Consider the following 15730-nt stretch of genomic DNA (forward strand, 5'->3'; position numbering starts at 1 on the left):
GACTTTCATGCGCGCCATCATCATCGGAGCCGGCATCGCCGGTCTGGCCACCGCCCTGCGTCTGCACCAGATCGGCTGGGACACCCTCATCGTCGAACGCGCCCCTGCCCGCCGAGGCGGCGGCTACGCGGTCACCTTCGGCGGCATCGGCTACGACGCCGCCGAACGCATGGGCATCCTGCCCGCCCTGCGAGCCAAGTCCTTCGACACCACCGAGCTCGTCTATCACAGGAGCGACGGCTCGCGCCGCTTCGCCCTCGATCGCGCCACCATCGCCGCCACCACCGGGCCGCGCTCGATCACCATCCTGCGCGGCGACCTCGAAGCCGTCCTGTACGAGAGGGTCCGCGACCACACCAAGATCTACTTCGGCGCCACCCTCACCGCCATCGACCAGGACGAGCACGCCGTCAGTGTCGCCCTGAGCGACGGCACCGTCGAGGAGGCCGACCTGCTGATCGGCGCCGACGGCCTGCACTCGGCCACCCGCGCCCTGCTGTTCGGCCCGGAGGAGGAGTTCCTGCTCGACCTGGAGCACAAGGTCGCCGTCTTCATGCTCGACCGGCGGCCCGCCACCATCGCGCCCGGCGCGACCGGCACCCTGTCCTCGCGCGGCCGTACCGCGGCGGTCATCAGCGTCGGCGACGGCCGCAACGTCGCCTTCTTCGGCTACCGCGCCGACCACGCCCGCCCGGACGAGGACGTCGCCACCCAGCTGGAACGCGTCTACGGCGACCTCGGCTGGGTCATCCCCGAAGCCCTCGCCGGGCTCCAGCGGGCCGATTCGGTCTACTACGACACCATCAGCCAGGTCGTGGCACCGTCCTGGAGCAGCGGCCGGGTGGTGCTGCTCGGCGACGCGGCCTGGTGCGTCACCCTGTTCGCCGGGTACGGCTCGGCGCTGGCCGTCGGCGGCGCCGACCGGCTCGGCACCGAACTGGCCGCCCACCCCGGCGACATCCCCGCCGCGCTGACCGCGTGGGAGGCCGCCATCCGGCCCGAAGCCGAACGCAAACAGAAACTCGGCCGTCGCGTCAAAGGCGTCTACGCCCCCGCCAACCCCGTGCTGCTGTGGCTGAGCCTGCTGCCGTTGCGGCTGGCCTCCCTGCCTCCCGTTCGGCGGTACATGACCCGTCGCTTCATCAAGGGCTGAGGTCGTGCGGCACCTGGCCGGGCGCGCGGCCAGGTGCTACATTTCAGGCGACTGTAGGAACGCGCCCCAAGCGGGGACGCGAACGTCGGTGAGCCGGGAAGCCTGGTCAGCCCGCGATCTTGAAATCGCGGAGCTAGGGCCTGTTCCAGGTTCAGATCACTGTTCGGTTGAACCGGCCATCTGATCACCCTCGGACTGGTAAACGTCTTGAGTGACGCGTGGCGATCCGACGGATTCCGAGTGGGAGTTGATCGAGCCGCACTTGCCGCTGGGTGAGCGCGGACCGATCCCTGACCTGCGCAAGCAGCTGAACGGCGTGATGTGGCGGTTCCGTACCGGAAGCCCGTGGCGCGACCTACCCGAGTGCTACGGCTCCTGGTCGACCGTCTATGGCCGCTTCCGGCAGTGGGCGCTCAATGGCACCTTCGAGACGCCGATGGAGCAGATGATCGCCGAGGCCGCCCGGCGCGGGCAGGTCGATCTCGGCCTGGTCAGCGTGGACTCCACCGTCGCGCGCGCCCACCACCACCACCACGCCGCCGGCATGGCGATCGATCCCAAGCTGCTCCAGGAGTTGGAGAAGGCCGCCGAGGAGGAAAAGGGACTGCGCCAAAGGGACAAACCGCCCCGGTGACGGCAACGGACGACACGGCCGACGCCGAGGCAGAGGCCATGCGCGTCCAGCGCCGCCGGGTGCGACGACGCCTCAAGGTCCGCCTCAAAGCCGCCGCCCTGGGCCGCTCGCGGGGCGGGCTGACCGTCAAGACGCACCTGTCCACCGACCGCCGCTGTCGCCCGCTGTCTTTCGTGGTGACGCCCGGCCAGGCCGCCGACAGCCCGCGCTTCGCCGCTGTCCTTGACCGCGTCAAGGTCCGCGGACCGGTCGGCCGGCCCCGCACCCGGCCCGACGCGGTCGCCGCCGACAAGGCGTACTCCTCCCGCGCCAACCGCGTCTACCTGCGCCGACGCAACATCCGGGCGGTGATCCCGGAGAAGGTGGACCAGGCCGCCAACCGGAAGAAGCGGGGCTCGCGGGGCGGCCGCCCAATCTCCCACGACGCCGGACTCTACAAGGACCGGAACACGGTCGAGCGCGGTATCAACAAGATCAAGGAGTGGCGAGGGCTGGCCACGCGCTACGACAAGACCCCCGCCAGCTACCTCGCCGGACTCCACTTACGCGGAGCGGTCATCTGGCTCCGTAGCCTCCACCCCGCAGCATGATCCGAACTCAGAACAGCCCCTGGTCCCGCTTCCGATAAAAATGCCCTTCTAGGCATTATGACTTAACGTCATGAATCTTGACCTGAAAGTCATCGAGGCGTGCTCACCCAGGTGGCTGCCCGGCCACCGAAGACGACCGGGGCGGCTGGGTGAGCGACGGCGCGAGGCGGGGTGCGGCGGCCGGCCGAACCGGCGTATGGGGCGCGTAACCGGCCGACCGTGTTCGCCGCGGAACCGGGGCCAAGTCCTTACGGGTCGCGAACCCTTCGCGCCGTTCTCCACCCGCCACTGGATCAGGCAATAACGTCGGCGGGATGAGGGTACTGGTAACCGGCACGGCCGGGTTCATCGGAAGTCATGTGGCCGAGCTGCTGGAGGCGGCCGGCCACGAGGTCACCGGTCTCGACCTCCGGCCCCGGGCCGGGCACCTGGTCGGCGACGTGCGCGACACCGAGCCGCTCACCCGTTCGTTGCGTGGAATGGACGCGGTGGTCCACCAGGCGGCGAAGGTGGGCCTCGGAGTCGACGTCTCCGATCTGCCGGACTACGCGTCGATCAACGTGTACGGCACCGCCGTACTGCTCGCGGCCATGGCGAAACACGACGTGGGACGGCTGGTCCTGGCCTCGTCGATGGTGGTGTACGGCGAGGGCGCCTACGACTGCCCGGGACACGGCCGGGTCCGGCCCGGCCCGCGTTCGCGGGAGGATCTCGCCCGCGGCGGGTTCGAGCCCCGCTGCCCGCGGTGCGGAGCGGAGCTGACCCCGGCCGTGATCGACGAGGACGCGCCCCTGGACCCCCGCAACGCCTACGCCACGACCAAGCTCGCCCAGGAGCACCTGGCCGCCAACTGGGCCCGGGAGATCGGCGGCACGGTGGTCGCGCTGCGCTACCACAACGTCTACGGGCCGAGGATGCCCAGGGACACCCCCTACTCCGGAGTGGCGGCGATCTTCCGATCCGCGCTGGAGGCGGGCAGGGCCCCCCGGGTGTTCGAGGACGGCCGCCAGCGGCGTGACTTCGTGCACGTCGGGGACGTGGCCCGCGCCAACCTCGCGGCCCTCGAAGCGATCACCCCCGCGGGAGCGCTGACGGCCTGCAACGTGGCCAGCGGGGAGCCGCACACGATCGGAGAGATGGCCTCCGCCCTCGCGGCCGAGCACGGGGGCCCCGCGCCGGTCACGACCGGCGAATATCGTCTCGGCGACGTGCGGCACATCGTCGCCGCCCCCGACCGCGCCGCGCGTGATCTCGGGTTCCGCGCGGGGATCGGGTTCGCCGAGGGAATGCGGGAGTTCGCCACGGCACCCCTGGGCGTCGGCACCAGTTGACTGACAGCAGCGTCAGCTCGGGTCAGCGGTCGTGGTCGGCGTTGCGCCACCACGTGAGGGTCGCCACCATGCCGGCTGCGCCGGTGGTCAGGACGAGCAGGATGCTGATGGGTCCTGGCGGGTCGTGGTTGGGGCCGGTGATGCCTGCGTACAGGCCGGGGACCGAGTAGGGGAACCAGGCGCCGAAGCCGAGCGCGGCGACGATCTGGGCGGCGAAGGCCAGCACGAACAGCACGCCGACCGCGGCCAGGTAGCCGCGACCGATGCTGGCGGCCAGCGCCAGCGGCGTGGTCAGCGCGGCCGACAGCGCGGCGGCGGCCAGGATCCGCGCCACCCCGGCCGTGACCGCCTGCACCGACCAGCCGGGCAGGGCCAGCAGCGCGCCGAGCAGCAGGCCGCCGGCGGCCGTGCCGGCGGCGAGCAGCAGTGCCCAGGCGGCGGCGAGGGCGAACTTGGCGGTCACGATGGCGGTGCGGGAGGCGGGCAGGGCGAGCAGGTCCTTGGCGGTGTGGTCGCTGAACTCGCGGCCGAACAGCCAGATGGCAACCATGCTGTAGACCAGCAGGCCGCCGACGGCGACCGCTTGGGCCAGCAGGGCCAGGTAGCCGGGCCAGTCGGCGCTCGCGCCGGACAGCTGGGCCTTGTCGCCGAGCAATCCCAGCGCGCGGGCGCGGGCGGGGTCGGCCAGGATGAACATGAACAGGCCGCACACGAGGGTGACGAGGGTGAAAGCGAGCGCGGTGAGCCAGGGCAGGCGGCTGCGTCGCGCCTTGAGGAGTTCGCTCCACAGCGCCTCACGCATGGTCGGCTCCGACGATGCGCAAGAAGTAGGCTTCCAGGTCTTCTTCCACCAGGTGGAGTTCGGCGGGTGGCACGCCGGCCTCGACCAGGAGAGGTGGCGACCTCCTCGGGTCGTGCCAGGGCGCGTTCGTCGGCCAGCAGCAGGCCGGGGTCGGGGCGGTAGCCGTGGTCGCGCAGTACCCGGTGGGCTGTCGCGTCGTCGCGGGTCGTCACCCTCAGGTGGCGGCGCCGGTGCGCGTCCAGGCTGTCGGCGTCGTGTTCGGCCAGCATCCGGCCCTGGTGCAGGATGCCGATGCGGCCGTTCAGGCGGGCGACCTCGGCCAGCAGGTGGCTGGAGATCAGCACGGTGGTGCCGTGCTCGCGGGCCAGGCTGGTCAGCAGGGTGCGGATCTCCACCACGCCGGCGGGATCCAGGCCGTTGACGGGTTCGTCGAGGATGAGCAGTTCGGGACGGTGGAGGAGGGCTTTGGCCAGGGCCAGGCGCTGCAGGTTGCCCATCGACAGGGTGCGGGCGCGCCGCCCGGCGTAGGGGGTCAGGGCCAGCCGTTCGATGATGTCCTCCACGTGCCGGCCGGGGTGTTTCAGCTGGCGCAGGCGGGCGCACAGGTGCAGGTTCTCGGCCACGGTCAGCTCGGGGTAGGCGGCCGGGGCCTCGACCAGGTAGCCGGTGCGGGCCCAGGTCAAACGCTGTCGGGCTGAATGCTGTCCGGCGGAGACGACCGTGCCGAGGACCCGGGCCGATCCGGCGGTGGGGGCGATCATGCCGAGCAGCATGCGGATCAGCGTGGTCTTACCGGCGCCGTTGAGGCCGAGCAGGGTGTAGATCTGGCCCGCTTGCAGGCTCAGGCCGACGTTGTGGACGGCCAGGACGTCGGTGTAGCGCTTGGTCAGGCCGGCCACTGCGATGACCGGGGCCGCTGAGCTGCCCATAAGGTGCTCCTTCATCGCTGGGTGATGAGCATGAACAGCGCCCAGATGGGCAGCGTGCCCTGCAGGAGGATGTCGCACCAGGCCAGCTGGGGATGGGCCTGGATGGCGTACGACATGGTTTTGATCGGCGTGAGGGGTGGTGGAGGCGCGTGGTCCGGCACGAGCGGCCGGGTGAAGCGGTGAAACAGCACCTGGGTCAGGGTGAGGCCGACCAGCAGGCCGGTGATGAAGCTGAGGTGTTCCAGCCCGACGGCGGCCAGCAGGGCGACCAGGACGATCATGAGCAGCAACAGGACATCGTCGAACCACCGCAGGAAAGCGCCGCCTTCGTGCACGGCGGCGATGCGCTTGATACGGGTGGCACGGGGGGTATCTCTCCAAGTGGTGCGCCACGAGGCGCTGATGTTCCGGATGGGGGTGGAAGACCGCCCATTCTTTCGTCGTCGTAGCGGCGAATCAAAGCTGGAGGAAGTCTAATCCGGGGGTTCGCCGGGGAGGACGGGAGCAGCCTCGACAAAGTCGCGTCGGTTCAGCACTACCGGATGGGCCGGGCGCGGTGAGCGAGACGGGAAGGTATACGCGAGGGTGACTATTCAGGTCACGGCGTGAGTGCGGGTATCCAGGGGTTGCCGAGTAGCGCGTCATGAAGGGCATGGGCAGCGCGCAGGCCGTTCTTGCGGACGGTGGAGATGTAGCCGCGGATGGCCAGGAAGGTCTGAGCGCCTTTGAGCGTGCGGAAGCCGCCGCTGACCTTGGTCTTCGCCTTGATCATGCGGATGGCCTGCTCGGCGACGTTGTTTGAGAACGTGACGGTGAAGTTGGCGGCGAACCGCAGCACCTCACTCTTGCGGTCGTGTAGCCGCAGGGCCAGGTTCCGGGCCGGGCTCTGTTTGCCCGAGCCGCGGGGTGGATGCGCGGCCAGCGCGCGTTCGACCAGCTCGTCATAGCGGCGCGACAGATCGTCGAGCTTGAAATCAGGGAGCCGGTCCTGCCCGTTGGTGCGCCGGGCGGCCACCCACCGATAGCCGTCACCGAGCGGCAACACCAGCGCCTCGGCCCATCCATCGGCCCGCGCGGTCGGATCGAACTCGCCGATCCCGGTGGCCTCACGCACGATGTGCGCGTTGCACAAGGCGTGCGTGCAGCCGCCATAGGCCTGATAGGGACGGTAGGCGTCATGGATCGCGACCCCGGTGAAGCGGGGCAGGATGCCGAACGCGGTGATCGATTCGGCGCCGCGGCCGTGCTCGTCGATGTGGTAAGCGGTCAGCGTGGCGGTCGCGGCGACGTGCAGCCAATGGTTCTTGCCGTTCACGCGAGTGACACTCTCATCGAAGTGCGCGACCGGACCGGCCGCGATCGCATCGCGGATCCGGTCGTTGAGCGGGGCCAGGACCTGCGCCATCTTCGTGACCGCCTCGGCGACCCAGCCCGTCGACACCTCGATCCCCGCCAGATCGGCCAAAATCTCAGCGACCCGGCCCACCGGAACACGGTGCTGGGCCGACAGGTAGGCGGCCGGCGACCTCACGCGTGGCCCGTGGACAGCCGGGGCTGTCGCGAACATCGGGCCCTGAGCACGGGTGATGATCCCGCAGCCGGCACACGCGCGGGCGTGCAACTCGTGCGCGGTGACCTCGACCTTGACCTCGACCTTGACCTCGGGGATGTCGAACACCTGCCGGATCACCGGCGTGCCCGCCGGCGCGGCATCGGCCAGATCGGCCCCACAGCCCTCGCATTCAGCCGGAACATGGGGCACGCTCCGCGCCGGGTGGGCGACCTGCGTCAACGCGGTCCCCGGGGTGCCGGGCTGCTTGCCCGCCTTGCGCCCGCTCGTGCCCCGCATCGACCGTGGCGGCGGCTTGGTCAGCCCATCAGCCGACGGCGGCTGGGAGGAGTTCCGCGAGTTACGCCCCAATTGTCGCCGCAGATCAGCGTTCTCGGCACGCAGTTCAGCGTTCTCTGCTTTGAGCTGGGCATTCTCGGTCTCCAGCTCACCGACCCGCGCCTCCAGCACATCCAACCGGGCGGTCAGCGTCACGACCAGAGCCGCGAGCTCGCCGTATGACGGATGCTCACCCCCAGCCGGAATCACCCAAAGATCATCCCACGAGCTCGATCACACCCACGCCACGCCAGCCGCACGACGACAGGGACCTGAATAGTCACGTCAGTAGGACTAACCATGACGGAGAAACCGCTCCTGGCCTGCACTTTCAATCAGTAGAACAAGCCTTTGGCGTCGCACAGCCCGTCAGCGATCATGCCTCAGATGGGTGAGACAAACCACTGAATACCTAAGCTTGAGTGAGACTGCCTCAGCTTGAGTGAGACAGGACATCGGCGAACCGACGAATCCCAGCGACGAAACTCCATGCCTGTGAAGTGGTGGATCCCACTGACATCTCGCTGCAGATTTGCAGACCCCTCACAGACCCTAACTTGCGGGAATTCACATTCCCGGTAGTTACAGCCACATGAGGTAGACGCAACAGATCTTATTTATTGATTTTAAATTTCTGGAAAATCAGAAGTGTTACGCTGAGGCCATGCGAGAGTCAGGCACGGTGACGCCATGTAAGCGCTGCGGGACGCCGATCGAGCAGCAGCCGGGGCGAGGGCGGCCAAGGGCGTACTGCGCGCAAGGTGACTGCCAAGCGGTGGCCAAGCGCGAACGCGAGATGCGGCGGGCGACACCGGGGCTTGAGGGGGCGCTGGCCAGAGCCGAGGAATTCTACGAGCGCATGGAGAAGGGAATGATCGCGGCGATAGCGCCGCTGGCACAGGTACTGTCCGAAGAGCTGAGCCCCGCTGGGGTGGAGGCCAAGGTGAGCGCGGTGCAGGCCGAGGCGCACACCCGGGTGGCGATCGCGCGCACCGAGCGAGAACAGGCCTTCGAGCAGGTACGGCTGGCACGCGAGGCCTCCGAGCACGCCCGGCGCGAGCGGGATGCGATGACGCGCCAGGTGGAGGAGGCCAACGCCGAACGTGACACCGCACTGGCCGACGCGGAGACCGCCAGAGAGCAGGCGCTGGCCGCCCTGCACGAGGCGGCCGTCACCGAGCGCCAGGCCAAGCACGCCGAGCAGGAGGCCAGACGCAGAGCCGAGCAGGCCGAACGGGCCCGCGACGCCGCGGTACGGGAAATGGCCGAGCGGGTGGAGGCCGCCGAGGCCGAGACACGCGCGGCCCGGGCGCAGGCCGTACAGGATCGGCGGCAGGCCGAGCAAGCGCGCCTGGAACGAGATCGGGCGCACCAGGCGGCGGGGGAGGCCGAGGAGGCCAGGGCCCAGGCCGAGCGGGCCGCTGTGGCCGAGGCCGCCCGTGCCCAGGCGATCGAGGCCGAGCGGGATCGGGCGATGGCGCGAGCCGACACCGAGGCCCGGGCGCGTGGCGAGGCCGCGGCCGAGACCTCTGAGGCACGCGCCCAGGCGGCCCGGGCGCAAAAACAGGCGGCCGAGTCGGAGAGGCGGACGGCGCGGCAGCTGGTCGAGACCGACAGGCGCACGACCAAGGAGATCGCCGAGGCGCGTGAGCATGCCGCGGCGCTGGTGAGTAAGGCGCAGGCCGAACGCGACGAGGCGCGAATGCAGCTCGCCATGGAGCAGATGCGGCTGTTCGACCTGCGCGAGCAGGCGCAGGTGTTGCGCGCCGAGGCCGCCCAGCTACGAGAGCGCGCGGTGACCGCGGAGTTGCGGGCCGGCCTGGACCGGCCTGGACCGGCCTGAGTACGGGGTTGAGGAGTCCAGGAACAGCCGTTGGCGCTGAGAACGATCTGGCATCGTGGGTGGGCCGCCCGTAGTTTCCAGTCAACGCCCCCCATCGGCTGCCGCTGACCCGGCCCTCCGCTCCCGAACGTGTCCCCAGCCCCAAAGTAGGAATTGCGCTTGGAGCGGTTGCGCTCATGGGGTGTCGGGATTAGAAGGTTTAACGACATCCCCGCCGCGCCCGGCACCGAGCCCCGGAAAACCGGACTCCGGGTGACGAAACTCCCCTCCAAGCGGATGTTTTGGAGCTTGAATTGACGACAGGATTTCCCGACAGATAGAAGGAGGATCCGGCCTTCCCTGCCGTGCGCACGGCTTCGGGGATCGACACTCCAGGAGCGCTTGGTGCGGATCATCTACTCCCGCGTGTCTACCGCGACCCAGTCGCTGCTGCGCCAGCGGCACATCCTGACCGAGGCCGGCCTCCTGGTGCGGACCGAGGGCGTGGCCGAGGGGTTCCGCCCCGCCGAGGGCGTGCTGTTGTTCGAGGACCCGGCGACGACCTCGAAGATCCCGGCGCTGGAGCGGCCCGCGTTCGCCAAGGTCGCTGCGACTGCGCACCCCGGCGACGTCCTGACGGTGTCGGAGCTGTTTCGGCTCTGCCGCGATCTGGTTGACATCCACGCCGTCCGCGACTGGTGCGCCGCGCGGGGCGTCGCTCTGCGCGTCCTGTCCGGGCCCCTGTCGAACTTCCACGACCTCGCGGCCAATGACGCGACCACGGCGCTACTCATCAACGTGATCACCGCGGTGGGGCAGTTCCAGCGCGACCTGCAGAACGAGCTCACCGCCGAGGGGGTCACCGCGGCTGAGGGCGAGGGGCGTTTCCGTGGCCGCCCGCCCGCGCTGGACGGCGCACGACGCGAGGCAGTGAGAGCGGCCTTCCGGGGTGACGGCGCCTCGATCGCGGCCCTGGCGCGCGCCCGGGGCGTGAGCAGGGCCGCCGTGCGCACCGCGCTGGGCGACTTGCTACCCGACCAGCCTGGCCCGGTCGCCTGAGGATCCACCCACTCAAGCCCGCGCGTCAACCAAGATCGCTATGGCCGCTTTTCGGCCTATCACGGCCGTCCTCTCTGCAGGGGCAGCGGGCGGTTCTCCACGACGCTTTTCATGATCAGGGTGGAGGTGAGGCGCTGGACGCCGGGGAGGGGCGACAGGTGGTCGTCGTAGAGCTGCTGGAAGGCGGTCTGGTCGCGGGTGATGACGCGCAGCAGGTAGTCGGGGTCGCCGAACAGGCGCTGGGCTTGCAGGACGTGGGGGATGCCGGTGACGGCGTGCTCGAAGGCGGTGAGGGTGTCGCGGTCGGCGCTGCGCATGGTGACGAAGACCAGGGCCTCGAAGGTGAGGCCGAGGGCGTGGGCGTCCAGGCGCGCGTGGTAGCCGCTGATCGCGCCGGAGGTCTCCAGGGCACGCAGGCGCCGGTGGCAGGGCGAGAGGCTGAGGCCGATGCGTTCGGCCAGGTCGGTGACGGTGAGCCGCCCGTCGGACTGGAGCTCGGCAAGGATTGCACGGTCGACATCGTCCATGAGGAAGATTCTCCCTCATATCCGTTGTGAGGAGGGAGAACTTGGAAGCCTATTTCAGGTGATTCGACATAACCTTCTCAGCGGGGCTTCTCGTGGTGGGGTGCCCCGTGAAAAAAAGAGGGTGGATCATGCCGGTGGGTGCGGTGGCCGCGTTCTGGGCGGTGTCCTTGCTGTTCGTGATCACGCCGGGGGCGGACTGGGCGTACGCGATCACTGCGGGGCTGCGTCATCGCACGGTGCTGCCAGCGGTGGGCGGGATGCTGGTAGGGCACTTGATCGCGACCGTGGTGGTGGCCGCCGGGGTGGCGGCACTGGTGGCTTCTTCGCCTCTGGTGATGACTGCGCTTACCGCAGCGGGCGCGGCCTATCTGGTGTGGCTGGGAGCAGGCGCGCTGCGCCACCCCTCGACGCCGCGGGAAAGCGAGCAGGACCGGGCGTCCGGCTCGTGGGTCCGCCAGGCGGTCAAGGGGGCAGGTGTCAGCGGCCTCAATCCGAAGGTGTTCCTGCTGTTCCTGGCGCTACTGCCGCAGTTCACCGTCCCCGGCGCGGCCTGGCCGGTGGCGGCGCAGATCATGATGCTGGGCCTGGTGCACGTGGCCGGCTGTGGCGTGGTCTACACCGGAGTCGGCGCGGGAGCGCGCCTGGTGCTGCGTGCTCGCCCGGCCGCGGCCCTGTGGGTGACCCGCCTGTCGGGAGTCGCGATGATCGTCCTGGGCATGGTGCTGCTGGCCGAGCAGTTGGCCGCCTGACGGCCCGTCCACGGCCGAACGAAGGAGAGTGAGTACGGGATGACCGACGAGCAGACCACCCCCGAGGTGCAGGAACGCATCCGGGCCAGCTTCGAACGCCAGGGCCTGATGCGCCACCTCGGCGCACACTTGGCCCACATCGGCCCCGGCCAGGTCGTCATCACCCTGCCCGCCCGGCCCGAGGTCACCCAGCAGGACGGCTACATCCACGCCGGCGCCACCAGCGCCATCGCCGACAGCGCCGGCGGCTACGCCGCCTACACCCTCTTCCCCGACGACACCGCCGTCCTCACCGTCGAATACAAGATCAACCTCCTTGCGCCCGCGACAGGCGACCACATCGAGGCCATCGGCACCGTCCTCAAACCCGGCCGGACCCTGTCCATCTGCCAGCTGGAGGTCTTCGCCGTCGACGGCCAACAGCGCACCCTCGTGGCCGCGGGCCAGCAGACCCTCATCCGCCTACCCCAACACCCCGCACCCGAAGGACGCTGACCCCGGGCGAAGGTTCCTCAGCACAGCCCCGCCCACCTTGGCTGCGAAGGCATCGATGAAGACGGGTCAGGCGGCGAGGCCCAGGTCGATGCGGTGGCCCATGTCGATGTCGATGGTGCCGTAGAGGTTGGCGTTGGACCAGAACAGCGGGGACAGGCCGCGTTTGTCGGCGTCGGTCAGTCGCTGCTGCCAGGCGGGGTCTTTGAGGACGGACTGGACAAGCAGGGTGTTGATGAACACCAGCGCGGACTGCAGCAGGTGCAGGCAGAGCATGGAGACCTCCTGATGCTCCTTATCGCTGCCCGGCAGGGTGCCAGCGCTGCCGTAGAACAGGTCGGTGTTGGCTGAGTTCCAGTTCTCCACGACCTGCAGGCCCTCGTGGATCTCCCGGCGCAGCCCCTCGGAAGCGACGTATTCGGCGACGAACACGCTCTTGACCGCCTTGCCGAGTTCCTCGATGGCCTTGTAGGTGGGGTGCTTGGGGCCGCCGCGGGTGAAGCGGCGCAGCACCTGCTCAGCCTCGGCCGTGCCCAACCGCAGCGCGGTGGCGTACTTGACCATCTGATCGTACTGCTGGGCGATGATCTCCCAGTCGATCGGCTTGTCCGCCACCATGCCCTCCAAACAGGCCGGGACCTGGTCATCGGCGTCCGCCTTCACCAGCTTCTGGTGGGCGATCCTCTTGATCCGCGGCAGCAGCTTGAACCCCAGCAAGTGCGAGAACGCGAATCCCACCAGGGACTGGCCATGACTGTCTGTGTACTGGCGGTCGATGGTGGCGTCGGTGCAGTGCCGCAGCACGCCCTCCATCATCGCGGCGACCTCGGAGGCGTTGCAGGAGCGAAGCTGGGAGTAGACGCACACCGACTTGCGGTCCACGTGCCAGTAGATCATCACGCCGTGGCCGCCGTACCGGGCGTGGTACTCGGTCATCAGGTTCGATGACCACGACCCGAACTTCTTCGAATCCGAGGCGCACGCGGTCCCGTTGCCCCACCACAGCGGGTCCCGCATCTTCAGGGTGGCGTTGACCAGGGTCGCGATCGCCGCGCGGAGGTTGTCGCGGTTGACGAACAGGTGCCGCGTCGCCCGCAGGGCCGCTTCGGTCTCGCCGTGGCGGCCGCCGTCGGCGACTCGTTTGATCCCTACGTTCGTGCCGAGCGCGTACAAGACCAGCAGCAGCCGTTTGCGGATCACCTCCCGCGGAGTCGCCTCCCTCGTGGCGGCCGTGGTGAAGGCGTCGGTGAAGTCAGTGACGAAGTCGGACTCCTTCAGGAAGTCCAGCAGGTCGATGATCCCCCAGCGGGCGGCGACCTCGGTGTGCAGCGCCCGCAGGTTCTCCGGGACCTTCAGTTTGCCCAGGTCGGGGATGTGCCAGCGCGGCTCGCCGCGGTGGGTCTTCACCTTCGTGCCGCCGGCCTTGTTCCTGCTGACCGCCCGGCCGCACACCGCCATCGAGGCGCGCATCGCCTCCTTCAGCGTGGCGATGAACACGCTGCTGTCCATAGGCTGGCGCAGATTCTCGTAGTGGACGTCCCGGTTGTCCTCGAAATCGGTCGGCAGGTCTTCCTCGGGGTTGCGCCAGCGGCGGGCGCCGGCGACGTAGATCTCGCGGCGGCGCAGCGCGTCCTTCAGCGACACGATCACGCACAGCTCGTAGGAGGCCCGCTCGATGATGCCGTCGGCGTCGACGACCGCTTCCAACCAGCCGTCCGGTACTACCCCTTGGATGGGGACGTTCTCCGTTGCGTCGTAGTGGCGGGTGGTGTTGGGGATGTCGGCGTAGCGCTGCAGCAGGTCCAGGGCATCCATCACCGGCCGGTAGGCGGTGTTGTTGCACTTGAACTCGATCGCGGCCAGCAGCTTGGGCAGCATCCGCCGGTAGTAGGAGGTGTAGGAACTGGTCAGAACTGTCCGTACCCGCGCCCGGTAAGCGCGCTGGTCGGCCTTGGCCTCGGCCACCAGTGCCTGCAGCGTCGCCTCCCCACCCGCAACGGCCGGGAACACCACCTGACGGACCGTGCCCTCCGGGGCCCGCAACGACGCCTCGGCGATGGAGAACAGCTTCTCGGTCTTGCGGTGCACCTTCTTGGCCTCGGCCTCGATCGCCCGCTCGACCTTCCGCTCCGCCCGAGTGTTGATCTTCGAGACCAGGCCGATGAACAGATCGACCAGCGCATCGGTGATCTCCGTCGTCCGCGACCACGCCAATGCGGCCACCAGCGTCAGGCGGATCGGCGGCTGGTTCGTGGCGAAGTCCGACGGATGCGAGGCCATCGCCCGCGCCCGCCAGGAGGCCACCAGCCGATCCGAATACCCGCCGAACAGATCCACTGCCAGCCCCAGAGCCTTGGCCCGCCGGAGCTTGACGATCTCCTCCAGTAGCGTCTCCAGGCCCAGCCGTCCGGGGTCGGACTTCAGCTCCAGCAGGAACCCGTCCTCGCCCGTGGCCAGCTCCCACAGCGACCGCGCCGAGTCCGCCGACAGCCCGTTCAGCACATGCTGGCAGAACTCCCGCTCGAACCGCGCCCGGCCCGCTCCTGCGATCCGGTCCACCCGGCCCGGCGGCTCGATCTTCAACGTCCGGCAGCGAGCCAGCAGCGCCGCCCGCAGGCCCTCGTCGGTGAACACCATCGGGCAGATCTTGTCCGCCAGCCACTCGGCCAGCACGTCCTCATCCGCCCGGGTCGACTCCCGGAACCCCAGCGCCTGACGCACCTGCGCCCGGTGATACTCGATCGTCGACCCCGACCACCGGTACTCCGCGAACAGCGCTGGATCGACCTTCACCTGCCCCGCCATGTAGTCGACCGCGGCCTTCGGGACCTCGCCTCCGTGCCGGGGGAACCGGCCCTCCTGCTCGAAGAACTTCAGCAAGAGGCTGAAGCCCAGACGCGTCGCCCCCGTCTTGTTCCCCACCAGCCCCCAGTCACCGTCCAGCAGCGTCCACGCCGCGATCAGCTCCTCCGGCTCCCACTCCCGACGCACCCGAACCCACCCTCCACCCGACCGTCTCCGACACGAATACGATCAAGCAGAAACCCCGACCAACCAGCCCCATTCACCCACCCGCAACGACTACGAACCGTAATCGTTATCACTCACTTAGCTACTTTGGGGCTGGGGGCAGCTTCGGGAGCGGAGGGCCATGACGCAGCCCAGCACGTCGGAGTAGACGTAGCATTCGGGCCGCTCGGCCAGGATGCCGAAGGACTTGGACACCACGCTGTTTTGCCGGTAGGCGCGGCCCAGCAGCTGCCGGTCACCGTGGGGGTCGGGGTGGTACTTGACGTAGCCGAGGTAGTGGCTGGCCGGGTGGATATCACCGATGACCTTGAAGACCACGCTGTGCTGGTCCATCAGGTAGTCGCGATCACGCACCAGCGGCAGCGGGCCACCGAGCGGGTTCTCCAGCGGGTTATCGAGGTGTGGTGGCGGCGCCGGCAGTGAACTCGGCCAGGGTGGGGAAGGCGGCGGTGTCGATCGTGGTGCAGTCCTCATAGTGCTCCAGTCCCATCTGGAAAAGGGCGCGGCGGTAGTGCCATTTGAGGTGCTTGTCACGGCGCTGCGGGTCGGCGGGCCGCATCAGGGCCAGGAAGAACAGGCATTTGACCAGCAGGAAGTCGGGCAGGTAACCGCTCAGCGGCCGACCGTACGCCTCCAGGGCGGCTGAGCCTGGATCCACGGCTGGGAATCTGAAGCGGGTTGCTTGAAATAGGGCGAGGTGCCCTCTGGCCTGGGAAGATGGGAG

13 protein-coding genes and 2 pseudogenes are annotated in these 15730 nt (G+C 69.1%); 7 read left to right on the plus strand and 8 right to left on the minus strand.

All coding sequences use genetic code 11. The features are described 5' to 3' along the window. The first annotated feature begins 7 nt into the window (after positions 1 to 7). From OG884_RS35060 to OG884_RS35070, 3 genes and pseudogenes are all read left to right on the plus strand, one after another. Positions 8 to 1153: an FAD-dependent monooxygenase gene (locus OG884_RS35060; protein WP_326640031.1), complete on the plus strand. Its 1146-nt coding sequence runs from the start codon at positions 8 to 10 to the stop codon at positions 1151 to 1153. Between the two features lie 211 nt (positions 1154 to 1364). Further along, positions 1365 to 2377 (plus strand): annotated as a pseudogene (locus OG884_RS35065) (IS5 family transposase). Between the two features lie 314 nt (positions 2378 to 2691). Further along, positions 2692 to 3708 (plus strand): NAD-dependent epimerase/dehydratase family protein, encoded by a 1017-nt coding sequence (locus OG884_RS35070; protein WP_326640032.1) that lies wholly within the window; start codon positions 2692 to 2694, stop codon positions 3706 to 3708. A gap of 22 nt (positions 3709 to 3730) precedes the next feature. Here the strand turns inward: OG884_RS35070 and OG884_RS35075 are convergent, their stop codons facing one another. The 4 genes and pseudogenes from OG884_RS35075 to tnpC all read right to left on the minus strand — a co-directional run bounded on the left by OG884_RS35075 (position 3731) and on the right by tnpC (position 7537). Further along, positions 3731 to 4510, minus strand: coding sequence for an ABC transporter permease (locus OG884_RS35075; RefSeq protein WP_326640035.1), 780 nt, complete (start codon positions 4508 to 4510; stop codon positions 3731 to 3733). Between the two features lie 377 nt (positions 4511 to 4887). Continuing rightward, positions 4888 to 5454, minus strand: a pseudogene (locus OG884_RS37770) (ABC transporter ATP-binding protein); the annotation flags it as partial. Further along, positions 5451 to 5774 (minus strand): hypothetical protein, encoded by a 324-nt coding sequence (locus OG884_RS35085; protein ID WP_326640038.1) that lies wholly within the window; start codon positions 5772 to 5774, stop codon positions 5451 to 5453. The gene OG884_RS35085 and the pseudogene OG884_RS37770, both read right to left, overlap by 4 nt. 263 nt (positions 5775 to 6037) lie before the next feature. Continuing rightward, entirely contained in the window at positions 6038 to 7537 is a 1500-nt protein-coding gene (gene tnpC, locus OG884_RS35090) for an IS66 family transposase (protein ID WP_326640040.1), read from the minus strand. A 565-nt stretch (positions 7538 to 8102) separates the two neighbouring features. On the opposite strand from tnpC, the gene OG884_RS35095 reads away from it, so the two are divergent. Together OG884_RS35095 and OG884_RS35100 are read left to right on the plus strand one after the other, a co-directional pair. Next, a complete protein-coding gene (locus tag OG884_RS35095) occupies positions 8103 to 9170 on the plus strand; it encodes a hypothetical protein (RefSeq protein ID WP_326640042.1) in 1068 nt (355 codons plus the stop codon). A 384-nt stretch (positions 9171 to 9554) separates the two neighbouring features. Further along, on the plus strand, positions 9555 to 10208 hold the full coding sequence (locus OG884_RS35100) for a recombinase family protein (RefSeq protein ID WP_326640043.1): 654 nt from the start codon (positions 9555 to 9557) through the stop codon (positions 10206 to 10208). 59 nt (positions 10209 to 10267) lie between these two features. On the opposite strand, the gene OG884_RS35105 is transcribed toward OG884_RS35100, so the two are convergent. Next, positions 10268 to 10735 carry an Lrp/AsnC family transcriptional regulator gene (locus OG884_RS35105; protein WP_326640045.1) on the minus strand — a complete coding sequence of 156 codons (468 nt, stop codon included), beginning with the start codon at positions 10733 to 10735 and terminating at the stop codon, positions 10268 to 10270. Positions 10736 to 10863: 128 nt separating this feature from the next. On the opposite strand from OG884_RS35105, the gene OG884_RS35110 reads away from it, so the two are divergent. Both OG884_RS35110 and OG884_RS35115 read left to right on the plus strand, forming a co-directional pair. Beyond that, positions 10864 to 11484 carry a LysE family translocator gene (locus OG884_RS35110; protein ID WP_326640047.1) on the plus strand — a complete coding sequence of 207 codons (621 nt, stop codon included), beginning with the start codon at positions 10864 to 10866 and terminating at the stop codon, positions 11482 to 11484. Positions 11485 to 11523: 39 nt separating this feature from the next. Continuing rightward, positions 11524 to 11979, plus strand: coding sequence for a PaaI family thioesterase (locus tag OG884_RS35115; RefSeq protein ID WP_326640049.1), 456 nt, complete (start codon positions 11524 to 11526; stop codon positions 11977 to 11979). A 66-nt stretch (positions 11980 to 12045) separates the two neighbouring features. On the opposite strand, the gene OG884_RS35120 is transcribed toward OG884_RS35115, so the two are convergent. The 3 genes from OG884_RS35120 to OG884_RS35130 form a co-directional block, all read right to left on the minus strand. Beyond that, a complete protein-coding gene (locus OG884_RS35120) occupies positions 12046 to 14967 on the minus strand; it encodes a Tn3 family transposase (protein ID WP_326640051.1) in 2922 nt (973 codons plus the stop codon). Between the two features lie 117 nt (positions 14968 to 15084). After that, positions 15085 to 15360: a hypothetical protein gene (locus tag OG884_RS35125; protein ID WP_326640053.1), complete on the minus strand. Its 276-nt coding sequence runs from the start codon at positions 15358 to 15360 to the stop codon at positions 15085 to 15087. Positions 15361 to 15397: 37 nt separating this feature from the next. Further along, the gene (locus OG884_RS35130) at positions 15398 to 15664 is read right to left on the minus strand and encodes a hypothetical protein (protein ID WP_326640055.1); all 267 of its coding nucleotides are present in this window, start codon (positions 15662 to 15664) and stop codon (positions 15398 to 15400) included. Positions 15665 to 15730: the final 66 nt, after the last annotated feature.

This window comes from Streptosporangium sp. NBC_01755 (genome assembly GCF_035917995.1).
GTDB lineage: Bacteria > Actinomycetota > Actinomycetes > Streptosporangiales > Streptosporangiaceae > Streptosporangium.